At 70.7% G+C, this 22475-nt stretch carries 20 protein-coding genes (1 of these 20 running past the window's edge); 7 read left to right on the top strand and 13 right to left on the bottom strand.

What is annotated here, in order from left to right:
• Both WMF34_RS11745 and WMF34_RS11740 read left to right on the top strand, forming a co-directional pair.
• Positions 1–357, top strand: the end of a protein-coding gene (locus WMF34_RS11745) for a hypothetical protein (protein WP_437993348.1). 657 nt of this gene lie to the left of the window's left edge; the window shows 357 of its 1014 coding nt (coding positions 658–1014); its start codon lies off the left edge, out of view; its stop codon occupies positions 355–357.
• A 131-nt stretch (positions 358–488) separates the two neighbouring features.
• Positions 489–1757, top strand: coding sequence for a sigma 54-interacting transcriptional regulator (locus tag WMF34_RS11740; protein WP_437993347.1), 1269 nt, complete (start codon positions 489–491; stop codon positions 1755–1757).
• 314 nt (positions 1758–2071) lie between these two features.
• Here WMF34_RS11740 and WMF34_RS11735 read toward each other — a convergent pair whose 3' ends face one another.
• Entirely contained in the window at positions 2072–3550 is a 1479-nt protein-coding gene (locus tag WMF34_RS11735; protein WP_012234879.1) for an FAD-dependent monooxygenase, read from the bottom strand.
• 206 nt (positions 3551–3756) lie between these two features.
• On the opposite strand from WMF34_RS11735, the gene WMF34_RS11730 reads away from it, so the two are divergent.
• Together WMF34_RS11730 and WMF34_RS11725 are read left to right on the top strand one after the other, a co-directional pair.
• On the top strand, positions 3757–4218 hold the full coding sequence (locus tag WMF34_RS11730; protein WP_012234878.1) for a DUF4440 domain-containing protein: 462 nt from the start codon (positions 3757–3759) through the stop codon (positions 4216–4218).
• Between the two features lie 156 nt (positions 4219–4374).
• Positions 4375–4830: a GNAT family N-acetyltransferase gene (locus WMF34_RS11725; RefSeq protein WP_012234877.1), complete on the top strand. Its 456-nt coding sequence runs from the start codon at positions 4375–4377 to the stop codon at positions 4828–4830.
• A gap of 229 nt (positions 4831–5059) precedes the next feature.
• On the opposite strand, the gene WMF34_RS11720 is transcribed toward WMF34_RS11725, so the two are convergent.
• From WMF34_RS11720 to WMF34_RS11705, 4 genes are all read right to left on the bottom strand, one after another.
• A complete protein-coding gene (locus WMF34_RS11720) occupies positions 5060–5695 on the bottom strand; it encodes an HD domain-containing protein (protein ID WP_437993346.1) in 636 nt (211 codons plus the stop codon).
• A 337-nt stretch (positions 5696–6032) separates the two neighbouring features.
• Positions 6033–7208: a glycoside hydrolase family 16 protein gene (locus WMF34_RS11715; RefSeq protein ID WP_437993345.1), complete on the bottom strand. Its 1176-nt coding sequence runs from the start codon at positions 7206–7208 to the stop codon at positions 6033–6035.
• A gap of 186 nt (positions 7209–7394) precedes the next feature.
• Positions 7395–7739 carry a hypothetical protein gene (locus WMF34_RS11710; protein ID WP_044964641.1) on the bottom strand — a complete coding sequence of 115 codons (345 nt, stop codon included), beginning with the start codon at positions 7737–7739 and terminating at the stop codon, positions 7395–7397.
• Positions 7740–7980: 241 nt separating this feature from the next.
• On the bottom strand, positions 7981–8895 hold the full coding sequence (locus WMF34_RS11705) for a helix-turn-helix domain-containing protein (RefSeq protein WP_437993344.1): 915 nt from the start codon (positions 8893–8895) through the stop codon (positions 7981–7983).
• A 123-nt stretch (positions 8896–9018) separates the two neighbouring features.
• On the opposite strand from WMF34_RS11705, the gene WMF34_RS11700 reads away from it, so the two are divergent.
• The gene (locus tag WMF34_RS11700; RefSeq protein WP_437993343.1) at positions 9019–9636 is read left to right on the top strand and encodes an ATP-dependent Clp protease proteolytic subunit; all 618 of its coding nucleotides are present in this window, start codon (positions 9019–9021) and stop codon (positions 9634–9636) included.
• Between the two features lie 53 nt (positions 9637–9689).
• Here the strand turns inward: WMF34_RS11700 and WMF34_RS11695 are convergent, their stop codons facing one another.
• The 4 genes from WMF34_RS11695 to WMF34_RS11680 all read right to left on the bottom strand — a co-directional run bounded on the left by WMF34_RS11695 (position 9690) and on the right by WMF34_RS11680 (position 17172).
• Positions 9690–10112, bottom strand: coding sequence for a hypothetical protein (locus tag WMF34_RS11695; protein WP_437993342.1), 423 nt, complete (start codon positions 10110–10112; stop codon positions 9690–9692).
• 241 nt (positions 10113–10353) lie between these two features.
• On the bottom strand, positions 10354–12318 hold the full coding sequence (locus WMF34_RS11690; protein ID WP_437994629.1) for a GAF domain-containing protein: 1965 nt from the start codon (positions 12316–12318) through the stop codon (positions 10354–10356).
• A 230-nt stretch (positions 12319–12548) separates the two neighbouring features.
• The gene (locus WMF34_RS11685; RefSeq protein WP_437993341.1) at positions 12549–14573 is read right to left on the bottom strand and encodes a bifunctional serine/threonine-protein kinase/formylglycine-generating enzyme family protein; all 2025 of its coding nucleotides are present in this window, start codon (positions 14571–14573) and stop codon (positions 12549–12551) included.
• A 205-nt stretch (positions 14574–14778) separates the two neighbouring features.
• A complete protein-coding gene (locus WMF34_RS11680; RefSeq protein ID WP_437993340.1) occupies positions 14779–17172 on the bottom strand; it encodes a glycoside hydrolase family 9 protein in 2394 nt (797 codons plus the stop codon).
• A 318-nt stretch (positions 17173–17490) separates the two neighbouring features.
• On the opposite strand from WMF34_RS11680, the gene WMF34_RS11675 reads away from it, so the two are divergent.
• Together WMF34_RS11675 and WMF34_RS11670 are read left to right on the top strand one after the other, a co-directional pair.
• Positions 17491–17757 (top strand): hypothetical protein, encoded by a 267-nt coding sequence (locus tag WMF34_RS11675; protein WP_012234867.1) that lies wholly within the window; start codon positions 17491–17493, stop codon positions 17755–17757.
• Between the two features lie 73 nt (positions 17758–17830).
• Positions 17831–17995 carry a hypothetical protein gene (locus tag WMF34_RS11670; RefSeq protein ID WP_197539378.1) on the top strand — a complete coding sequence of 55 codons (165 nt, stop codon included), beginning with the start codon at positions 17831–17833 and terminating at the stop codon, positions 17993–17995.
• Between the two features lie 98 nt (positions 17996–18093).
• Here the strand turns inward: WMF34_RS11670 and WMF34_RS11665 are convergent, their stop codons facing one another.
• The 4 genes from WMF34_RS11665 to WMF34_RS11650 all read right to left on the bottom strand — a co-directional run bounded on the left by WMF34_RS11665 (position 18094) and on the right by WMF34_RS11650 (position 22221).
• Positions 18094–19254 carry a lipase family protein gene (locus tag WMF34_RS11665; RefSeq protein ID WP_437993339.1) on the bottom strand — a complete coding sequence of 387 codons (1161 nt, stop codon included), beginning with the start codon at positions 19252–19254 and terminating at the stop codon, positions 18094–18096.
• Positions 19255–19349: 95 nt separating this feature from the next.
• Positions 19350–19619, bottom strand: a complete 270-nt coding sequence (locus WMF34_RS11660) for a hypothetical protein (protein ID WP_012234864.1) — start codon at positions 19617–19619, stop codon at positions 19350–19352.
• Positions 19619–20530: a trypsin-like serine peptidase gene (locus WMF34_RS11655; RefSeq protein ID WP_157906613.1), complete on the bottom strand. Its 912-nt coding sequence runs from the start codon at positions 20528–20530 to the stop codon at positions 19619–19621. Before WMF34_RS11655 ends, WMF34_RS11660 begins: the two co-directional genes overlap by 1 nt.
• 374 nt (positions 20531–20904) lie before the next feature.
• On the bottom strand, positions 20905–22221 hold the full coding sequence (locus WMF34_RS11650) for a metallophosphoesterase (protein WP_012234862.1): 1317 nt from the start codon (positions 22219–22221) through the stop codon (positions 20905–20907).
• Positions 22222–22475: the final 254 nt, after the last annotated feature.

Genomic DNA, 22475 nt, shown 5'->3' with positions numbered 1-22475 from the left:
AACCACAACCGGCTGCGGGCGTTCGGGGACGCGCTCGACGCGCTGGAGACACGGCTCGACGCGCTCGAGAGGATCGCGGCGCTCGATCGGCGCCACGCCGACCTCGCCGCATGGGCCGCGGAGCGGCGGCGGCCCGAGGCAACGGCAGCGGCCCAGGTCGCCGCGGCGCGCGCGAGGACGCCCGGCGCCGACGAGGGCGCGCTCCGCGCTTACGAGAGCGCGCTCGCCCACCTGCGGGAGGCGCTCGCCCGACCCGCGGCGTCGGGACCGCGACCGCCAGTGGGGGTGGGGCCCCAGCAGCCCAAGTGCACGAACCCGGGAGACCCGATGTGCGGGTTCGACGGGCGGTCTCTCTGAGGCGCTGAGGCCGCGCTTCTCCGCGGGAAGCTCGGCGGAGCTCCGGGCGAACGACACCACCGTCGCCCCCCAGCGCGGCGCTTCCACGCTCCGGAGGCGCATGGCACCCTGCGAGGAGAATGGCCAAGGACGTGTCGAGCACCGTCGAGCACCGGAGCCCGGTGCGGCCCGAGGCCGGGAGGCGGCGGCCAGCGCTGGTGTGCGCGTTCCCGCGGCCCATGGCGTTCGCGCTGCCCGACTCCGGGACCGTCATCGGCCGCGCCTGGCTCGCCGAACGCGGCCTCGCCGACGCGGAGGTGTCAGGCAAGCACCTGCGGATCGATCGCGCCGGCGGCGCGCTGCGCGTCGCGGACGTCGGGTCGCGCAACGGCACGTGGGTGAACGGGTCGAGGCTCGCGCCGCGCGATCTCACGCCGCTCGACGACGGGGCGGTGCTGAGGCTCGGGCGGGTCCTGTTCGTCTTCCGCGAGGAGCTCCTCGGCCCGCTCGATCCGGCGCCGCCCGTGGGCGGGCTCGTCGGGCCGTACGGCCTGCGCACCGTGGCGCAGCCCCTCGAGGGCCTGCCGCGGAGCCGCCCCGGCAACGTGCTCATCGAAGGGGAGACCGGCGTGGGCAAGGAGCTCGTCGCGCGCGCCACGGCGGCGGCCCTCGGACGCGCGGCGCCGTTCGCGGCGGTGAACGTGGCCGGCGTCGCCCGCGGCGTGTTCGAGTCCCAGATGTTCGGTCACGTGGCGGGGGCGTTCTCGGACGCGCGCAGCGCCGCGCCCGGGATCGTCGTGGCCCACGACGGCGGGACGCTGTTCCTCGACGAGATCGGCGAGCTCGATCCCGATCTCCAGGCGAAGCTGCTGCGGCTCCTGGAGAACCGCGAGGTGCTGCCGGTCGGGGCGCAGCGGCCGGTCCACGTGAACGTGCTGGTCGTCGCCGCCACCCACAGGGACCTCGAGGAGATGGTGGAGCGCGGGGCGTTCCGGCGCGACCTGTTCGCGCGGCTCGCGATGGCCCGCATCCACGTGCCGGCGCTCCGCGAGCGGCGCGAGGACCTCTTCAGCGTGGCGAGCGAGCTCGCGCGGCGCGCGGGCGTCGCGCTCCCGGTTGAAGCGGTGGAGGTCGAGGCCATGGAGCGGCTGCTGCTCGATCCCTGGCCGAGCAACGTGCGCGGGCTCGACGCGGCCCTCGCGGAGGTGCGCCGCCTCGATCACGAGCCCGGGCTGCGGCTGTGGGCGGTCGAGGAGGTGCTGGGGAAGGCGCCGGACGACCAGAAGGCCGCGCTCACGCAGGAGCGCGTCGAGGCCGCCCTCGCGGCCGCCGGGGGCAACGTGACGTCGGCCGCGGAGCGGCTCGGCGTCTCGCGCGGCAAGCTGCTGCGCTTCCGCAAGCGCGCTCAGCAAGGGGAGTGAGCGCGCCAGGCTCCGTGCGTCGGAAATCCCGCCAGAAGACCGGGCGACGAACGAGCGTCCGCCGAAATTTTGGACATGTCCGATGAGAACACATCTGGGGCGAGCGCTTCGACCAGCTCGACGATCTGCTGGCCAAGCTCCGACGCAACGAACAGAAGAGGTGAATGCGAATACAACGAGCCTGGATGTAAGATCAGATCGCCGGCGCCAACCGGGTCACGGGGCTCGATCTCGAGAGCGATGTGCTCCTCGTCGTGGGATTCGTCATACGGCTCGGCGTCGAGCGCATTCGCGCGCTTCGCTGCCGGGACATTCTACGCCGCGGCGCTCCGCTCGGTGGGCGGTCCGAACCAGGTGGTGAGGGCGTCGCGAAGGCCGTGGTCCGTCCCTTCTCCGACCCACGCGACGTGTCCGTCGGGTCGAATCAAGACGGCAGTCGGCGCAGGTACCGCGCCGAGCACCGGGAGCTCCCACACACCAGCGGGGCGAGCTTCGAGCAGCCGAACACGAGCGGCCCAGGGAGCGATGTCGAAGGCCCCCGGCTCGCCGAGGTTAAGCAAGACCGGTCTTGCCTCGTGCAGCAGCGTGAATACGCGCAGCGGTCCGCTCTCGGTGACCAGGTCGAGATCGGGCATCCGACGTCCGAGCAGCGGGTGTCCTTCACCGAGGTCGTAGCGAATGTCGAGACCAGACATCATCGCGGCGTAGCGCTTGCGAGGCTCGTCCATCGTGAGCAGCTCGGTCACGGTCTCGCGCAGGGCCTCCGTTCGATCGTCGCCGCGACCGAGCGCGGTTTGCGCCATGGTCAGGCGCAGCACGCGGGCAGCGATGGGGTGCCGCTCGGCGTGATAGGTATCGAGCAGGCTGTCGGGCGATGTGCCGCTCACCACCTGGGCGAGCTTCCATCCCAGGTTCACGGCGTCCTGGACGCCGAGGTTGAGTCCCTGTCCACCTGCCGGCGCGTGCACGTGCGCCGCGTCGCCCGCCAGGAGGACACGCCGGTCTCGGTAGGACGCCGCTTGCCGAGCCATGTCGCTGAATCGGGATAGCCAGGTCGGGTTGCGAACACCGAAGTCGGTGCCGTAGACCGCGACGAGCGCATCGCGCAGGTCCTGGAGCGTCGGCTTGTCGGCTTTGCCGACGTGCGGCTCCACGAGCACGACGCCAACACGCTTTCCATCCTCCAGCTTACCCAGCGCATTGACGCCCTTTTCGCCGCGGCGGACGCCCCACGCGGGCTCGTCCACCATGTCCACCTCCGCGATCAGGTAGCTCGTCGACGCGTCCCACCCGGCGAAGTCGATGCCCGCCTTCTTGCGGACCAGGCTGCGACCGCCGTCGCACCCGACGAGGTACTGCGCTCGTAGCGTCGCGCCGTCAGACAGCTCGACGTCGACGCCCGTGTCGTCCTGCGCAAACCCCGTCACGTCACGCCCGCGATAGAACTTCACCGGCAGCTCGGAGACCCAGTCGGCCTGGATGCGCTCGATCCGGTTCTGGCGGAGCGCGAGCCCGTAGTTGTGGCGAACGGGGAAGTCGCTGATGTCGAGAGGGATGAACGAGAAGCCCGCGACCTGCATCACCCGCCCCTGTGAGAGAAAGCGCTCCGCGACGCCACGCTGATCGAGGACCTCGATCGTGCGTGCGTGCAGACCGCCCGCGCGCGAGCCGGCGAGGTCCTGGTTTTCGCGCCGCTCGACGACGGCGACGTCGATCCGCGCCAGCGCCAGCTCGGCCGCCAACATGAGCCCCGTCGGCCCTCCACCCGCGATCACCACGGCGTGCTTCGGCATCTTCATGGCGCAGCATGGTGCGGCATGCCTGGGGGCTTCCGGCAAGGCCCCATGTCTGGTATACGCTGGGGCTGGAGATGGACGGGAGGCTCGCTCGTTTCCTCGCTGCACGCGCGCCTCGCGGCGCACGGCGGCGCGCCGAATTTTTGCGCTCGTCCGGCGTTCGTTGGTGATCTCTGAGACCCCTCGATGGAGGCCGGCCTGCCATGACCCGCAGCGAGGACGAGCGCGCCATCGACGCCGTCGTACACGCGTTCTTTCAGGCCTTTGGAAACAAGGGTGGAGTCCGACCGGACCTCGACGCGCTGCGCGCGCTCTTCCTCGCGGAGGGCGTGATCATCAAGACCTGCGGAGAACCACCGACGATCTACGACCTGCGCTCGTTCATCGAGCCCAGGGAGAAGCTCTTGACGAGCGGGGAGCTGGTCGATTTCTCCGAGGAGGAGGTCTCGGCGAGGACGGACCTCTTCGGGAACATCGCGCAGCGCTTCTGTGTGTATCGCAAGTCCGGGCTGCTCTCGGGGCAGCGCTTCGAGGCGAGGGGCACGAAGTCCATCCAGCTGGTCAAGACGCCTGCCGGCTGGAAGATCAGCGCGGTTGCCTGGGACGATGAGCGGGAAGGGCTGAGTGTCCCTCCGGCTCAGGACGTCCCACGACGCAGCCTGTAGCCGACAGGCGCTCGCTCCTCGGAAGGCCATCGCGAGGTCAGGAGCCCGTCGCTAGAATGCCGAGGCCATGCCCTTGTACCAGCAGACGCCGCCCGGCGGAGACCGGCGCGCCGCCGTCCCCGGCGCGCCCGGTCGGCTCGCCTGCCCGAGGTCCCCGTGATCCGGGCCGCTCGCCCCGAGGAGGCTGAGCTCCTCGGCGCGCTCGCCCTCCGTTCCAAGGCGCACTGGGGCTACACGCGCGAGTTCATGGAGGCGTGCCGCGCGGAACTCTCGATTTCGCCGGCGTACGTGGCGCGGCATCCGACCTTCGTCCTGGTGCGCGGAGACGAGGCGCTCGGGTTCTACACGCTCGAGGCCCTGAGCCCGACCCGGGTGGAGCTCGGCCACCTCTTCGTCGAGCCGGAGGAGATCGGGCGCGGTCATGGCCGCGCGCTCCTTTCGCACGCGCGCGACGAAGCGCGGCGACGCGGGTACCGCGTCCTCGTGATCCAGGGCGATCCGAACGCCGCGCGGTTCTACGAGGCCTGCGGCGCGCGGCGCGTGGGCGAGAAGGGCTCTGCCAGCATCCCTGGCCGGCTGCTCCCGCTCTTCGAGCTCGACCTGTCTCGTTGAAGCGCCGCCGCTCGCGCTGGGTGGGCCTCCACGAGATCGGCCCGCCCGTTTCGCCGCCGAGGGTGGCCCCGCGCTCCGCGCGCAGCCGCTCGATCGGCTCATCCTTGCGCCGGATGGCGCCGCGCGCGTCGAGCCCGGGCGAGCGCGGCGGCGTCGCCATCGCAGCGCACGCAGGGCGGCGAGCCTCGCTGTGATTGGCTGGCTACAGATCTCAACGCGCTGGGTCCAGTCACTCCTTGAACGGCGCCGCCAGGATAACGTCGTAGAAATTGGGGGCATGGAAGCCCGGGATCAGGCGCTCGGCGATGTCCGCCGTGAAGTTGTAGAAGGCAGTCTCGGGCTTGCTGGCGAGCATGTCAGCGATCGCCTGCGGAAATGCGCGCTTGAAATCGAGACGCGGGTACGCCTGGAGCACCTCATCCACCTCGTCCGCAGAGAGCTCCTTCAAGTCCTTGCCCGTGATGTCCATGATCGTTCCGACGTGGAGCAGCGCCACCTCGGGCCGCTTGTAGGGCGGGACCCCCCTCACGGTGTGCAGCGCGATTGCGTCCCACACGACGCCGATCGCCTCCTCGGGCACGCCGTGCTGCTTCAGGAGCTCGCTCGCCGCGTTTGCGCCTTCGACCTCGTACCGCTCCGGGCCCCGGAACCTCGCGGCCAGGCCGAGGTCATGGAGCGCCGCCCCGACGTAGAACAGCTCGAGGTCGAGCGCGAGCCCGCGCCGCTTCGCGAGCAGCGCGCCGAAGATGTACGTGCGCATGACGTGGTTGAAGAGGAAGGGCGCCGACATTTCCCGCGCGAGCTCGGTCGCTTCCGCGGCCAGGTGGCTGTCAGGGATGCGGATGCCAGCGATCTCGTTCTTCACGGTCCTCTCTCCTTCGTGTGGCGCCGAGCCCGGAGGGAATCTTCGGCCTCGCGCCCGGCCAGGCACAGGACCTGGGCCCTCGGGCTGATGTTCTTCAGGCCGGCCAGATGCTACCCGTCGGCGAGTCAGGATCGGCGATTTGGCTCCGCGGCATTCGGCCGCCCTTCTTGCCGAAGAACCTGCGTGCGACCAGGCGTGACCACCATCAGAAGGATCCGCCAGCTTCGGTCAACTACACACCCGATGTGCTGTTCGCCAGGTCCGCCTGTGCCTTGCCGGGAAGAATGGGAATACAGAGGAGGAAAAGTAAAACAATCCCTCGCCCTGAGCGGGGGTGCTACGGCAGGGTGTCCACGAGGGCGAGCGAGGACGCCCGGAAACGGGCCACCTGCGCGTCCACCTCGGCCTGCGACAGGAGGACGTCCTTCGCGAAGTAAACCCAGTCGACGTCCTCGGCGTACGTCCGCGGGCCGGTCTGTCCGGCGGCGAGCTCGTCGAACCATAGGTTGAAGTCGAGGTGCTGGTCCGTCTCGGGGACGTACGTGGCGTCGTGCGTGCAGAGCCGCGCGCCGTCGATGTAGTAATGGATACCGGACGCGTCGATCTGGAGGAGGAGCCTCTTCCAGCCCGCCTGGTCCCCCGCGACCTGGTTCGACTGCGTATTCTCGAGCGTGGCCGTCTCCCACGAGGTCAGCCACAGCGTGCTGGTATCGCCCTGCCCCCACCCGCCGTTGGGCATGTACTCGAAATCCTGCTCCGAGTAGTTGGGATCGACCTCGGGGTCGTTGATCCATGGACTGATCGTGAAGAACGTCTCGACCAGCTTGTCGCCGAGGTGCCGGGTCCCGGTCAGGGGCGTGTTGCGGAATCTCACCCTGGCGGAGTAGGTCCCGAGGCGGAACCTGTCGTCGTTGGACTGGATCTCCGCGTGCGAGGTGCTCGCCCCCGATCCGCGCGTGGTCGCTTCGAGCCGCAGCAGCCTGTTCGAGGCGAGATCGGGATCGTCGATGAACGACACATTGGACGAGAGCCATTGTGCGCCGGCGACCCCGGGCGCTCCGTCGGTCGTCCGTACCCACCACCGGCTCTTGAGACCGTCGTCGGCGATGCCGCTGTAGCTGAAGTCGTCGAAGAACTCGGCTGACACCGTGACGCCGCCGCCCCCTTCGCCCCCTTCGCCGCCAGCGCCTCCGCCCTCGCCGCCAGCGCCGACCTCGCCGCCAGCGCCCTCGCCGCCAGCGCCTCCGCCCTCGCCGCCAGCGCCGCCGACCTCGCCGCCAGCGCCCTCGCCGCCAGCGCCGCCGCCCTCGCCCCCCTCGTCGCTGCCGCCCTCACCGCCGCTCCCTCCGCCAGCGCCGCTGCCGCCATGGCCGGCAGGGACGTCGCGCGCGCTCGAGCAACCCACCAGCGCATGCACGGCAAGGAGCGCCGCCCCCGCGGCGTGGATGAAGCGCGCGCCGCGGGGCGCCTCGTTCGAAGCAGCGATCCTCTGGCCTTCGCGATCCGTTTTCATCGAGACTGTTCCTTCCGGGACGAGCGTCCCATCACGGGCAGCTCCGAGGAGACCAGGATGATGCTCCGCCCCCGCTTCGCGAGGTTGGCTCGAGGATCACGGCCTCCAAGGCGTAGCCCTACCCGACCACGAAGTACGGTAAGGCGTGCCGCACGGTCCAGAGCCTCGCGAGCCCGGACCTTCCGGTCATGAGCGCCGCGGCCGCTCTGGCCGACGCACGCGCTGGAGGGGCTCCCGGTCCTGAGCCCTGCCGCCAGCGGCGCCGCGACGGGGATGCTGGTCGAGCCCGAGGCGACGGCGCATCGCCGCGGCGATCCGCTCGCGTGCCCAGCGGTGCGCGGGATCGGCCTGGAAGCGCTCGTGCCACAGCAGCGCAAAGGGGACCGGCGGCAGGGCGATCGGCGCCTCGCGGACGACCAGCCCCAGGACCCCGGCCACCGCGTGCACGAGGGGCATCGGCGCGTTCATCAGGAGATCCGAGCTGGCGACGATCATCAGGCCGGCGAGGAACGACGGCACCTCGACGCTCACCCGGCGGACCAGCCCACGCCCCGCGAGCTCGTCGCTGATGACGTTCGGGCGCTAAGTGGCGGAGCCGCCCGATCAGCGCGCCGCGCGAGGGTGAGCTCACAGGAGCTCTTCGGGGAGCTCGCTCCCGCTCATCACCTGCCGCACCTCGACAGCTCGCGCGCCGACGGCACCTCGCCGCAGCGGCGCACCTCGAGCGGCGAGCCGGCCAGCGGAGGGCTCCCGCTCCGCCCGGGCGGAGCGCTCACGCCGCCGCGCGGACCGGCGGCAGGCGGAACGCGGCCCCCTCGGAGCGGCTGCGCCGGCGGAACGCGCCCGGCGCCTCGCCCGTGTGCCGCTTGAACGCGCGGCTGAACGCGAACTCCGAGTCGTACCCGACCTCGGCCGCCACGGCGGCCAGCGAGCCGTCGCCCTCGGCGAGCAGCTCGGCCGCCCGCTGCATGCGGAGCTCGGCGAGGTAGCGGAGCGGCGGGACCCCCAGCTCGGCGAGGAACCGCCGCGCCAGCGCGGCCCGGGAGAGGCCCGCCGCCTTCGCGAGCGCCTCGACGCTCCAGCGCTCGGCCGGCTTCTCCTGCATGAGCAGCAGCACGCGCGCGACGCGACGGTCGAAGGCGCGCGCGCCGCGCCGGTCGAGCGCGCGCGACGAGCGCCCTTCGCGCGCATGCTCGTGGCAGTGCAGCGCGTAGGCGAGCAGCGGCTCGAGAAGCGAGCGCGCCAGCTGGGCATGCGCGGGGGAAGCCTCCGCGAGCGCGGCGCGCAGCAGGCCCACGACCGCGGAGAGCCCCGGCGCGCGCCGCACCTCGCCGGCGGGCAGGTGGACCACGGGCGCGAGCGAGGCGAGCACCCCGCCGGGCGCGGCGGCGTAGGTCGCCGAGATCAGCTCGGCCTCGGCGGGGGCGCGCTCGGGCGGCGGCGCGACGCAGCGGAGGCTCTGCTCGCGGGGCCCCGCGCCGCGCGGGCCGAACCCGAGGAGCACGACGTCGCCGGCGTCGAGCTCCAGCGCGCACACGCCGTCCTGCGAGAGGCGAAAGGCGCCCTGCACGACGACGTGGAGGCTCGGGGGATCGCCCGCGCCCGCGCGCCAGGGCGCGCCAGGGTGGCCGTGATGCCGGGAGACCCCCACGCCGCGGGGAAGGAGCCGCTCCATCTCGTCCGCCATGCTCCATGGTTGCCCCCGCCGAGGCCGCTCGTCCAGCGCTCTCTGGCGGATCGAGACGCGCGAGCATGACTCCGCGCCTCGCGGTCATGGCGCGCGGGCGAGGGCCGCCGGAAGCTCGGGGCCATGACGCGCCTCGATTCCACGCCGGATTCCACGCCGGATTGCACGCCGAACGAAGAAGCGCTCCACCGCGCGCTGCCCGACAAGGTCCAGAGCAGCCTGCTGAGGAGCCGGACCGTCCTGATCTTCGGGGAGATCACCAGCGAGCTGGCGCAGGCGACCACCGCGCAGCTCCTCGCCCTCGCGAGCGATGATGGTGAAAAGCCGATCCGGATCCTGATCCACTCGCCGGGCGGGCACGTGGAGTCGGGGGACACGATCCACGACGTGATTCGCTTCATCCGGCCCGAGGTCAAGGTGATCGGCACCGGCTGGGTCGCCAGCGCGGGCGCGCTGATCTTCGTCGCCGCGCGGCGGGAGAACCGGTTCGCGCTCCCGAACACGCGCTTCCTCCTGCACCAGCCGCTCGGCGGCGTGCGCGGCCCCGCGTCGGACATCGAGATCGAGGCGGCCCAGATCATGGCCGCGCGCGAGCGGCTCAACCGCATCTTCGCGGAGGCGACGGGGCAGGCGCCCGCGAAGATCGCGCAGGAGACCGAGCGCAACCTGTGGATGACGGCGCGCGAGGCCAAGGAGTACGGCCTCGTGCATCGCATCGTCGAGAGCGCGCTGGAGGTCTGAGCGCGCCCGGGCGGCCCGCGTCGGCGCGGCGACGCCGGGTCGCGCGACGTCGCCTACAGCGGGGCGAACGTGCACGCACCGCCGGCGCAGACGGGCCTGGACGCGAGGCACGCGGGCGTGCCGTAGGGGCAGCCCATCCTCCGATGCTCGCGACATACGGTCGCGTCGAGGTGGACGAGGAGGCGCCTCATCTGGTGGACGCCCGCCCGGTTGACCACCTCACCACAGGTGCCGCCGCAGTCGGTGCTCGTATCGACGATGGCGCAATCGTTGTCGGTACGGCATGCCTGGTAAGCCGCCCGGACACGCTCCACCTGGCCGGAGGCGCGGGCATGCAGCTGCTGACAGGCCCTCCAGTCCACCTCTCTCTCGTCCTCCGTGCGTTCCATCGTGTCGGCGAAGCCCGCGATCGTGAGCCCGAATGAAGCCATGGCAAAGAGCGCAGAGATGCCCAGACGAGTCCGGTTCGTTTTCATGCTGCCTCCATCGCGCGCGTGCTCGTGGTCGCCGGCGACGCGGGCGCATCGCGCGGCGACTCGCCTGTCATGAGGCTCCCCCCGCGGGAACGGAAGGCGCTCGATGGCGTGCGCCACGACACGACCTGGGCGGGCAGGAAATCAAAGTGCTTCTGTGGATGTCAGGAAACTTCAGTCTCTCCAGCTTCAGCTGGATCGATGTCGCCGGTGAGCTCGAAGGCCCGGGTGAGCGCCAGGCAAGCTATGCTGCCTGCGCGGGTTGAGCCGCCGGAAACCACAGCCGGAAGGTCGAGCCCTGGCCCGGCGAGCTCTCCACGGCGATGCTGCCGCCGTGCACCTCCATCAGCCCCTTGACGATGTAGAGGCCCAGGCCGAGCCCCGTGTTCTTCTCCCGCGCCCGCGGGGCCTGGAAGAACCGATCGAACAGCCTGCCAAGATCCGCCGCCGCGATACCAGGGCCGCGATCCTCGACCGTCAGCGCCGCGCCTCCCGACTCCGGACGGAGGGTCACGCGGATCGGCGAGCCGGCGCCGGAGTACTTGGCGGCGTTGTCGAGCAGGTTCGTGAGGATCTGCGACAGCCGGGCCGGATCGACGAAGACCTCGGGCACACGCCCCTCCACGTCGAGGGTCACCGGGTGCTGCCCGAGGGTCGGCTCGATCTCGGTGAGCAGCGCGCGCGTCGCCTCCTCCAGCGACACGGACCGGCGCTCGAGCGAGAGCCGCCCGAGCTCGATGCGAGAGACGTCGAGCAGGTCCTGGCTCATGTGCGAGATCCGGCTGCCTATCCGGCGCAAGCATTGGAGTTGCTGGACCGGCACGACGACCGAACCGTCCTCGCGTTTCGCGAGCAGCGCGTCCAGGAGCAGCGTCATGGCCGCGACGGGGTTGCGGAGATCGTGAGCGATCACGGCCGCGAACTCGCTTCGCAGGCGGTCCGTCTCGCGATGGGCCTCCTGCGTGCGCTCGACTTGCTGGGCATAGGCGATGGCCAGCGCCGACTGCGCGGCGAAGAGCCGGACCAACCGCTCGTCCTCCTCCGCGAACTCGGCGCCACCGTCCTTGTCGCACAGATAGAAATTTCCGAACACCTTCTGCCCGATGAGCAGCGGGACGCCGAGGAAGGACGTCATCGCGGGGTGATGCGCGGGGAAGCCGCCCGACCGCGGATCGGCGTGGATATTCGCCACCCGGCAGGGCCGCGGGTCGTGGATGAGCGCGCCCAGGAGCCCGCGGCCCTCGGGTAAGCGGCCGATGTCGCCGGCGACCTTCTCGGCGACGCCCACATAGATGAAGTCGGAGAGCCCGGTTCCCTCGGCGTCGAGCACCCCCAGGGCGCCGTAACGGGCGCGGGTCAGCTCGCAGGCCTGCTCCACCAGGCGGCGCAGCAGCGCGTGCAGGGGCATGGCGGCCTCGATGTCCATGGCCACGTCGCGGAGCAATCGCAGCCGGCGGGCCTCGCGGCGCTCGGCGTCGCGCAGCCGCGCTTGCCGCAGCCCGAGCGCGCAGGCGCCCGCCACGCCCCGGAGCAAGCGGCGCTCGATCCGGCTGAGTTTCCCCGGCTTGCGCCGCGCGAGCCCCAGCACCCCGACACGCTCGCCCCCCGCGCTCAGGGGGAACGCAAACACCGCGCGGAGCCCGAGGTCGAGCAGGCGCAGGGTGCCGCGGAAGGCGCCCTCCGGCAGATCCTCGATGCGCGCGACCTCCTGGATGTCGCCGGTCTCGACGGCCAGCGCCATGACGCTGGCAGTCAGGTTCAGGTTCCAATCTCGTGCGAATGCCTCGGGAAGGCCGACCGAGGCGACCAGCCTGAGGCGTTCGTCTCCCTCGGTGGCGACGAGAAACACGGCGTCGGCGCGAACGGCGACGGCCACCTCGTCGAGCAACCCATGGGCCAGGGCCGAGGGCTCGTCCGCGCTGGGCAGCGCGGTGCCGACGCTGGCCACGAGATCGGCGAGCCGGATCGCGAAGGGCTGATCGGCGACGTTCTCGAACGCGAGCAGCGCCTCGCCGGCCGACGCGCGGCAGCGCACGAGCAACAGCAGGCTGCGGCCGGTCGGTCGATCGTACCAGACCTCCTCGTCGTTGAAGGACTCGCCGCGGAGCGCGCGCCGCCACGGCAACTCTCTCTCGGCGAGGACCGCCTGGCTCCCGAGCCGTGATATCTCGAAGCGCTCCGACAGGCGTTCCGGGGTCGGTGACTCCATCTCCAGGAGCTCGCGCAAGGACGCGCTCGCCTGGACTCCACCCGTGCTGGTCAGCCTCATCACTGGCCAGGGGAGCAACGACTCCACGATCATGCGGGAGCTCTTGGTGCGCCCGCGTGCGACCGTCGAGGTCACGCCGGCCGCGAGCGCTGGGCGCATCGGGATCGATGACGTGAGGTCGAGCGGCGGCTCCGCCAGGTCGCGCTCGGCAGGGGCTCCGACGCGCGGACCTACGGTGCCTTGGCGCAGCGGAAGCCGATGCTCCAGCCGCGCGCCGTGGAGGCGCTCGGGCGGCGGTGCGCGGAGCGCACATACTGGCTCTCGACCGTATCCCACCCGCCGCCGCGGAGCACACGGCGGGAGTCGTCGCAATCGTCCCTGTCGTAAGGGCAATAATGGCTCTCGGTCCACTCCCAGACGTTGCCGGCCAGGTCCAGGGCGCCGGCGGGCGATTTCCCGGCCGGCGATCGCCCGACGGGGGCGGTCGCCGGGGCCGCGTCGCCGTCGTTGTACATGCGAGGCCACGGCCCCTTCCCCACCTTCTCCAGCCGCTCCGTCAGCATTTGGCTGCACTCGGGCCCGCAGGCGTTGAGGCGCTCGCCCGAGGGAGGCGCGTGGCCCCAGGGGTAGGTCCGAGCGTCCTTGCCGCGCGCCGCGAGCTCCCACTCCGCCTCGGTGGGCAACCGCTTCCCGGAGGCGGCGCAATACGCCTTCGCCTGGTACCAATCGACGCAGTTGATGGGGTGGTCCAGCGCCTCGGGGCCGTTGCAGAACTGGCTCCAGAAGGCGCGGCCGCTGGGCGTGAGCCCCTCCGACTCGACGGTTTGCCGCGGGCGATCGCAGGCCTTGCAGTCCGAGTAGGCCTTCACCGTCACCTCGGTGACGTCGAGGCAGAACCGACGCACGGTCACGCCATGTCGCGGCGTCTCGTCGCTGGGCGTCTCCGCGTCCGCGTCGGAGCCCATCTGGAACTCGGTGCCTTCGACGAGCACCATGCCGGCCGGGCAGCCGCCCGTTCCGGCCGACGGCTCGCGCAGGAAGAGGTACACCCCCGCGCCGGCGGCGCACGCGGCGGCGGCGAGCGGCGCGGCGCGGCGGAGGCGCCTTTCGCGCGCGCGCGAGCCGCCGCCGCGGCCCTGCGCCGCGGGCCGCTCCGCGGCGCGCTGGTGGAGCACGGTGTGGCCGGCCGCGGTGTCAGGGACAGGGGCTGCCGTCACAGGGTCGCCCGCGAGCGCGCCTGAGCTCGCCAGCGTGCCCGAGGTGACAGGCGCTCTCGCGAGCTCGCCGGCGCCGTGGGGCGCGCCTAGAAGCGCGACCGGCGCGGCCACGGTCGTGGCGAACGCGGCCGGGTGATGGCGGCCCCCGGGGGCGTCGACATCCGCCGTCCGGACCTCCAGGCTCAGAAACGCATCGACCATCTCGCGCGCCGACTGGAATCGGCAGGTCGGATCGACGGAGAGCGCCTTGGAGAACCAGTCGTCGATCGACGCCGGCAGTCCTCTCCTCTGCTCGCTGGCGGGGCGGAACCTCCCCTTCAGGACCGCCGCGCCGACGGCGACGAACGAGCTGCCCTGGAACGGCAGCGCCCCGGTCAACGCCTCGTAGAGGATCACGCCGAGCGACCAGAGATCGGAGCGGAGATCGACGTCCTTGCTCCCCTCGAGCTGCTCGGGGCTCATGTACGGGGCCGATCCGATCACCATCCCGGTCTCGGTGAGCGCGGGGTTCGCCGCCGGCACGGCCGCGTCGCCCGCCACCTTCGCGACGCCGAAGTCGAGCACCTTGACGAAGAGCGGGTATCCCTGGCCCCCCTCCGTGATGAAGACGTTGTGGGGCTTGATGTCGCGGTGCACGATGCCGAGCTCGTGGGCGCTCTCGAGCGCGCTCCCCACCTGGCGCGCGAGCGACCTCGCGGTGGCGAAGCTGAGGCGGCCGCCGCGCTCGAGGAGCTCGGCCAGCGAGAAGCCGCGCAGGAGCTCCATCACGAGGTACGGCACGGCGCCGTCGACGACGCCGTAGTCCATGACCTGCACCACGTGGGGGTGCGCGATCCGCGCCGTGGCCCTCGCCTCGCGCTGGAAGCGCGCGACGAGGGCAGGACGCTCCGCCGCCCGCTCGGGGCGGATGAACTTCACCGCGACGTCGGTGTCGAGGGCGAGGTGCCGCGCCGCCCACACGACGCCCATCCCGCCCTGCCCGAGAGGCCTCAGCAGGTGCAGCTTGTCCGCGATGACGGCGTCGGGTCGGAGCTCCACGATGTGACCGGGCGATGGTACCACCGGCGCGCCGGTGGCCGCATCGTGGCCGGCGGGAGCCTGCCGTCAGGTGGTGGGGGAGCTCCCCCACCCTGCGGGAAGGATGAAACCGCCAAGACGCCACGAGACGCCAAGATCTTTGTCTTTCACTTGGCGTCCTTGGCGCGCTTGGCGGTTCAAACGACCCCGCCTCCGGCCAGCGCGGCTACGGCTTCGCCTTCTCGTCGAGGAAGGCGGTCACCCACGCGAACGGCGCGTTCCAGTTGATCGTGATCTCGTTCACGCTCCAGGCCTCGATGTTGTCCACGAAGCACCGCTGCGGGACGCATCCCTTGAGGCCGGCGCTCTGGGCGTGGGGATCCTGGAGCGAGGAGTTCGGGCCGCCGGAGACGGCGCCGGGCGGCGCCTTCGGGTACTTGCTGTTCGCCTGGTGCGACCAGAACCGGTGGTGCGGGTTCTCGAGCGGCTTGTCGCCGTAGCCGGTCACGTACGACTGCCCGAGCGGGTTGCGCCCGAGGAGGTAGTCCATGCCCAGCACCACGCCGTCGAGGTACTTCGGCTGCTTGGTGAAGTCGTGGGCGAGCGCCACCACGAGCATGTTGTTCAGCACGCCCGAGTTCGAGCCCCAGTCGTACTTGCCTTCAGCCGTCCGAGCGATGAGCGTCCGGTACCCCTCCTTGTCGGCGATGGCGAGGTACTGGTCGGCCGCCTTCGCGATGCGGCCGCGGATCTCCTTCTGCCACGCCGCGTCCACGTGGCCGGGCACGATCGCCATCGACATCTGGCCGAGCGCGTCGGTGACCCGCCAGTTCATCGACGCCGCGCCCCCTTCGACCTCCGTCGGGAAACGCGCGTTGAGCGGCGAGGTCTGCAGGAACTTCTTGTACTCCGGCTTCCCCGTCGTGACGAAGAGCTCCGCCGCGGCCCAGTAGAACTCGTCCTTGGCGTCCGTGTCGTCGTAGGGCCCGCCGCCCTTGTCGCCGCCGGGCGGCGCATAGAGGGCCGGGTTCTGCTTCGCCGCCGCCCAGGCGCGCTCGGCGGCCTTCAGGCACTTCGCCGAGAACGCCGCGTCCACCGTCTTCCAGATGCGCGCGCACTGCGCCCCCGTGGCCGCGACGTTGAGCGTCGCCGCGGTGCTCGGCTTGTGGAGGAAGCGCGCCTGCTTGTCCTCGTGCGGCGCGAGGCCGAGGCCCGTCCACGACTCGTCGTGCATCTTGTGGTGGACCATGCCGGCGAGCGGCTTGCCTTCCGGCACCTGCATGCCCATCAGGAACTCGAGCTCCCAGCGCGCCTCGTCGAGGATGTCGGGCACGCCGTTCTTGTTCTCGGGGATGTTGAGCTTGCCGTCCGCGAAGTCGGCGCTCGAGGCGCCGAGGTGCTTCGTGCGCTCGTACCAGTTGAGCAGCGTCCACACCGAGATGCCGCCGTTGACGACGTACTTGCCGTGGTCGCCGGCGTCGTACCAGCCGCGGGACGCGTCGAGCGCATAGTCGCAGCCGCTGTCCTTCAGGCAGGGCGTGCTCTTGTCGTGGAGGTGCCCCGCCGGGCGTGCCAGCTCGGGCTTGCCGGCGAACGGCATCTTGATCTCGATGCCGCTCCGGTTGTGGTAGAAATACGCGAGCGCGTCGTACTTGAGCTTGTGGTAAAAGCCCGTTCCAATGTCGAACGGGAAGCTCTTGTCCTCCCCCACCTTGAGCACGTAGCCCTGGCCAGGCGCCTTGACGGCCGTGAAGTCGACGAGGTGGACGTGATCGCCGGAGGCGCCGTCCTTTCCGAAGACCTTGGTCTGGCCGTGAGCGACCGCCTTGCCGGAGGCGTCGAGCAGCTCCCAGGCGACCGGCGCGGTCGCCGCGCTGTTCACGCTGGCGATCTTGATGGTGCCGGGCAAATACCCGACCTGGTTCACGGCGACCTTCGGCGCCGCCACCTCGGCCACGGGCGCGGCGGCCTTGAACTGCGGGTCGTCCAGGCGGATGTCGTCGATGCAGACCTCGAACGGCTCCTTGGCCGACGCCATGGCGCCGCCGATGTGGAACGCGAGCTCCGCCGTGGCGTCATCGGCCTTCCCCATCGTGAACTTGCCGGAGAAGGTCTTGGGCTCGGTCCCGAGGATGACGGTGTCCGACCAGTACTCCTCGTAAGGCGGCCCCGACATGCCGACCTTCGGGCGCGCCTTCGTGGGCGAGGACGCCCACGCCTTGTACTGAAGGGTGTAGCTGTGCCCCTTCTGGATCACCATCTCCCGGTGGCGGAACTGGGCGTCCCAGTTGTTTGACCCCTTGTTCGTCACCGTGACGCAATAGGCCCCCTTCTTCACCTCGGCGCTGCCCGCGCCAGGCGCGGTGAACGAGGTGGTCCAGGGCAGGCTCTTGTTGTCGTCGAAGTCGGACGCCTTGAGCAGGTTGGTCTGCGCGGGCCCTTCGCCCCCCGCGGCGCTCGCGTCAGCGCCCGCGCCGGGGCTCGCGCCGCCAGGAGGGGCGGCCCCCGCTCCGGGGCCCTGCGTGACCACACATCCAGCGCTCAGGCCGAGCGCGAGCGCGAGCGCGGACACCCGCCCCGCGCGGGGGAGGATCGACTGCTTGAGAAAAAGGTCCTTCATAAGTCCTCGGTTCACGGCTGGGAGCAATCGGCGCATAGAAGGCGGCGATTCCGTCCGTCTTGTCAAGCGCAATCCTTACGGACGCGCGGGTTCGAGGCGTCGCGGCGGCCGTCCCGCCGACCTTCGCCAGCAGCCAGCGACGCGCGACCAGCCATCACCCGCGGTCCCGCGCGGCCCTGCGGAGCGCGGCGATCCCGCGTGATCTGCGGCGCGCGGAAGGCCCAGCAAGTTCGCGCTGGTACCCGTGGCGAGGCCGCACTAACCTCCGCCGCACCTCGCGCCGTACCAGGATGGCGATCGAGCACCCCAGGAGACGACATGGCAAAGCACAGCTTCTCAGTCCCCTTCAACGGTCCCTCTCAAGACATCGTCGCGAAGGCCAAGGCGGCGATCGAGAAGGCCGGCGGCAAGTTCACGGGCAACGAGGGCAAGGGCGACTTCTCGGTGCCGACGCCGGCGGGGACCGTGAAGGGGACGTACGCCGTCTCGGCTCAGAGCTTCTCCGTGGACATCACGGACAAGCCCTTCATCGTGCCCGGCAGCGCGATCGAGTCCCAGGTGCGCAAGTTCCTCGAGACGGCCTGAGCCCTCTCGGAGCGCACGCCGGCGAGCGCGCCCGCCCCGGAGCGGGCGCGCCGGCGACGCGATGGTGGCGGGCGTGCTGGCGGCACGGATGCTGGCCGAGGGCGTCGATCTGGAGGCGTGCGCGCGCCTCGGGACCGCGTTCGCGGCCGGCAAGCTGGCCGCGGTCGGGCTGCCGCCCGACGGGCGCCTCCAGGAGCTCCGTGGCGCCACGCGGATAGAGCCTCTCGACCTTGTCTGACCCCGGCAGCACGTGTGCATGATCGGGAGCGCGGTGGCCCGGGAATGACACCGCGCTCCCGCCAGGATGGGCCGCCGGCGGCGCAGGGTCGCCTCACATCATTCGAACTCGGCGCCGGGCGGCGCCAGCATCGAAGTTCGCATGTAGTTGAGCGGGGAGTGATCCTGCCAGGAGAACGGCAACCTCAGCCAGTTGACGGAGAACACCTCTTGCGTGAGGAACGACGTCACGCCGAGGAAGTTGCTCAGAAGCAACGTCCACGCCGCGCGCACCGGCGCTGGCCTGAGCACCCAACCCTCGTTCGAGGAGACGTACTGCCGGCCAAGAGGAGCAAACCGACCCATCGCCCGCGAGGGGAAGCGCGGCACGATGTCCGAATTGTACACATGCCGGAAGAGATTCTTCCCGAGATCGTCCTTGAATTCCTCGGCGAACGTCGCGTCGCCGACCATCGGCTGCCCGAACGTGTACACGCCTTTCAGCAGCGGCTGGTAGTGTTCGAACCGATGATCCGCATACACGATCGCCGCTGCGAGGGTAGCCACGGCGCCGCCCAAGCTATGGCCGGTGATGTAGAGGGCCTCGACCGGCTCGACCCGACGAGCGCCCGCCGGGCCGCTCGTGGGAGGCTCCTCGCCTGGCGTGCCGCCCGACCCCACGGGCGTGTGCGGCGAAGAGGAGCCGGGGGCTCTCCGCGGTGGCTCGTCCCGGCAAGAGACCATGTACTGGTTCCTCAGCTGCTCCGTCGCCTCGCAGATGGAACGGCCGCCCTTGAGCGGCTTGGACAGCTCGACGAGGTGGGGCACCACCGCCTGGATGGCGCGGCTGAACCCGCCGTGGACGCGCCCCCTGGAATAGAACGAGTGCATCCTGGCGCTCACATCCGTCATCCAGTTGATAGCATTCCGCGGCATAGTGCCACGGCAACACAGGATTGCGAGCTTTCCCGAGTAGCTCTGGACAACGCGCACGGTCGTGTCCACGAGCAGAGGATCGTTGGTGAGGGAGATATCGGCGCACTCGAGGTTTTCCAGGCCGCGCCGATGCATCGCATAGGCGAACGTGCTCGGATCCGAGTACGCCCACGCCGACGCCATGGCGAGGAGCTCCGCGGCTTGCCGGTCGTACTGCATCGGTTTCAGCTTCAGCAAATGGTCCTCCAGCGCAATGGCGCGCTCGGATACCGGTGTGGATGACTGCTCCCTCCCCGACTCATCCCGGAGTCTGCGTCCCCCGACGACGACCGTTTCGATCCTCATGACGACTTCCCCCTTCCTCGAACTACCAATTCGTCTCGCTCATCTTCCTTCCAGTATCTCCTGCGCGCGGCGCCCTCCCCGGCCGAAACGCTCGTTCACGCGATCACCATGGTGAGGTGATTCGGTGCGTCTGCGCGAGCCTCAATGGCGACTTTGGCGCTCCCCCTGGTCGAGTAGGCCGAGATGACGTAGCGTCCCGGGATCAGTGGCGGGAGCTCGAACGTACCGTCGTACCCCGAGACGACGCCTATCTCGGGGTACGGATGGTCTCCGGAGCTGATGCCGAGGAGTACGCCCGCGAGCGGGCGCCCGACGCCATCGACGACGACGCCGGAGACCAGCGCGCGTCGGCGAGGCGGCAGCATCACGGCGCCTTGATGCAAGGGGCGCCCCGGCCGGCATGCTCGGTGTGATCAGTGTCCGTCTCGGCCGGCGACACCGCGACAGGTGCGGGCGCGGGCGTTGGCGGGCTGATCTGAGACGACTCGTTGAGCCAGCGCCGCAGGTTCCCGAGGACATCGACAGAGATCCGCGTCCCCCAGTTCACGCTCGCGTCGCCCTTCGTGTGCAGCCCGACCGCGATCTGTTGGCCATTGCGCACGAGCCAGATTGGGCTGCCGCTCTGTCCGCTCTCCGTGTCGATATCGTAGAGCAAGCGGAATATCTCGACGCTCTGGAGCTGACGCGCATGGAAGTACAGCCTCGTCGCCATGTCGCGATCGATGGGATAGCCGGCGAGGTTCACCATGGCACTCTCGAGGTCCTGGTCGCTCAGCGCGTCCACCACGAAGTGCCCCGTGTGAGTTCCGAGGTCCTCGCCGAGGAGGATCGCGCCGTAGTCGTAGCTGTCGTCCCTGTCCGCGACCCATCCTTCGACGGTGCGGAATACCGTCCCGACCGCGGAGCCGAATGGACGACTGTCGCCGTCGAGGGCGGGTATCACCTCGACGGATGTCACCCACTCTCCGTAGTTGTGCATGAAGATGCAATGCCCTGCCGTGATCACGGTACGGGGCCCGATGAACCAGCCCGTACCGTGCCAGAGGGAGCCGTCGGCGGCGTGGATCCGCAGCGCGCAGATCGCGCGCCACGGCGCCAACTGGGGATTCAGGATGGGCCGCCGGTCGTCAGGGAAAAAGATAGACGGTTGTACGAAGTCCCCCGATAGCGTCTTGCTCCCGAATGCCGCGTCGGCGGCAAGGCGGCGCGTCCTCCCGACCGCGGCCAAGGCGGCGTCCATCGTCGCCTTCGCTCGCGCGACATCAGCGCGGGTCAACCTGCGGTATCCTGGCACGGGCTCGTGCGACGGCGTCGCGACGGCACCGGTGATGGCCGCACGTGGAACCGCGCCAAGGAGCGCTGCCCCTCTCTCTTCGTTTCTGCGCGATCTGTGACCCCAGTACATGATGCCCCCTAAACCATGATTTCCGAGAACCACGCTGCTGGTCGCCGCATAGACCACATGCCTTCTTCGGCTCAACCTAACCTAACACTGCGAGCCGGGACCGGCAGGTACGCCCGGCCCGATGCAGCTTGTCCAGGGATCGGCGCGCCGCGGCTTATCGGAAACATCGCCACCTGTCTCCGGCGCACGGTACGCGTGCTCGTGCGCGAGACCACATCGCCGAGCGGCGAGGGCGCTCCGCTCCGTCAAACACCGTCGCCGGCGAGGTGGACCTTGAGAACGCTCTCTTCCGCCGGCACGCCGAGCCGGAGGGGAAACCCGTAGTGCCCTGTCCCGCGGTGCACGTAGAGCCGATCGGGGCCGCGGGCCCACAGGCCATGATCGGGCATCTTCACGAAGAGCTGGAGGGCGGTCCAGGAGCCTCCGAGGCTGACCAGGCCGAGCTGCCCGCCGTGGGTGTGGCCCGAGAGCACGAGATCACCCTCCCCCTCGCCGAGGTGGCGGAACGCGCCCGGATCGTGGAGCAGGACGAGCCGGAGCGCGCCCTTCCTGCGCGGGTGACGGGCGCAGACCGCCGCCATGCGCTCGGCGCGATCGCGGTAATGGAAGTCCATCCCGAGGACCTGGACCGGCCCGGCGGCGGTCTCGACGAGCGCCGCGTCGTCCACGAGCAGGCGCGCCCCCGCGCGCTCCAGCGCGGTCGCGACGTGGCGGGGCGACTCGTGATCATGGTTGCCGTGGCACGCGAACACACGCCCCTCCAGGGCGCGGAGCGGGGACAGGGCCTCGGCGAGGTGATCCGCGGTGTCCTGCGATTCCATCGTCAGGTAATCGCCGGTGAGCACCACGAGATCGGGATCGCGCTCCACCGCGCGCTCGCAGATGCCGCGGAGCCGAGCGACGGACATGAACGGACCGAGGTGCGGATCGGTGATCTGGACGATGCGGAGGGGCCGGCGCGCGCCGGGCGCCCCCTCGCGCGGGAGCGGGTGGCGGCGCAGCCCGTCGACGGGGGCGCGATCGACGACGAGCTCGATCTCCTCGCGGCGGGCGGTGAGCGACTGGAGGATACCGACGACGGCGAGCGCGAAGGGCACCCAGAGGCCGTAGGGCGTGGCCCCGAGCCCGCTCGCGATGGCCCACGGGAACGACAGGAAGATCGCCGCCACGAAGTAGGACGCGGGGATGCTCACGAGCGCGCGGTAGGCGAGCGGCCGCATCCGGGGGCGCGAGAGCAGGAGGAAATGCAGGTACACCGCGCCCTGGAGATACGCGAACCCCGGCGCGAGCGGGCCGACGTGGCCGAAGAGCGCGCACGAGATCAAGGTGTGGATGCCGAGCAGCACGCCGACGAACCGCGCGTAGAGCCCGCCCCGGCGGCGCCTCGCCGCTGCCACGACGACGAGCCAGGCCACGGCGGAGGCCGCCCAGAACAGGACGATGGGGGACACGAGCTTCAATCGACGGCTCCAGGCGATCCAGGCGCACAGGACCACCGTGGTCTGCTCTGCCTGGACGGACGCGGAGTGTCCCGCGTCCAGCGCGTCCGCGCCAGGCGCCACCGGAGGCCGACCGCCTGGCGTGTGACGCGCGTGCGCCCGCGCCGCCCGGCGTTGCGGTACAGGGACCTCGCTGGTAGGGAGGCGCGATGCTCCTCTTCGTGAGCCACGCGCCGCGCGCGCTGGATCCCGGCGATCAGGGCGGCGATCCCGACAGGGCCACACGAGGATCGGCACGTTCGATGAGAGGCTGAGGCCTCTTCACGTCGATGGCCCCTTTCGGTGCTCCCGGAGGGCATCGCCACGAGGGTCGCCCC

Source organism: Sorangium sp. So ce145, from assembly GCF_051525985.1.
Taxonomy (GTDB): Bacteria; Myxococcota_A; Polyangia; order Polyangiales; family Polyangiaceae; genus Sorangium; species Sorangium cellulosum_B.
The sequence above is the reverse complement of the archived record's forward strand: the minus strand, read 5'-3'. Positions and strand labels throughout refer to the sequence as shown.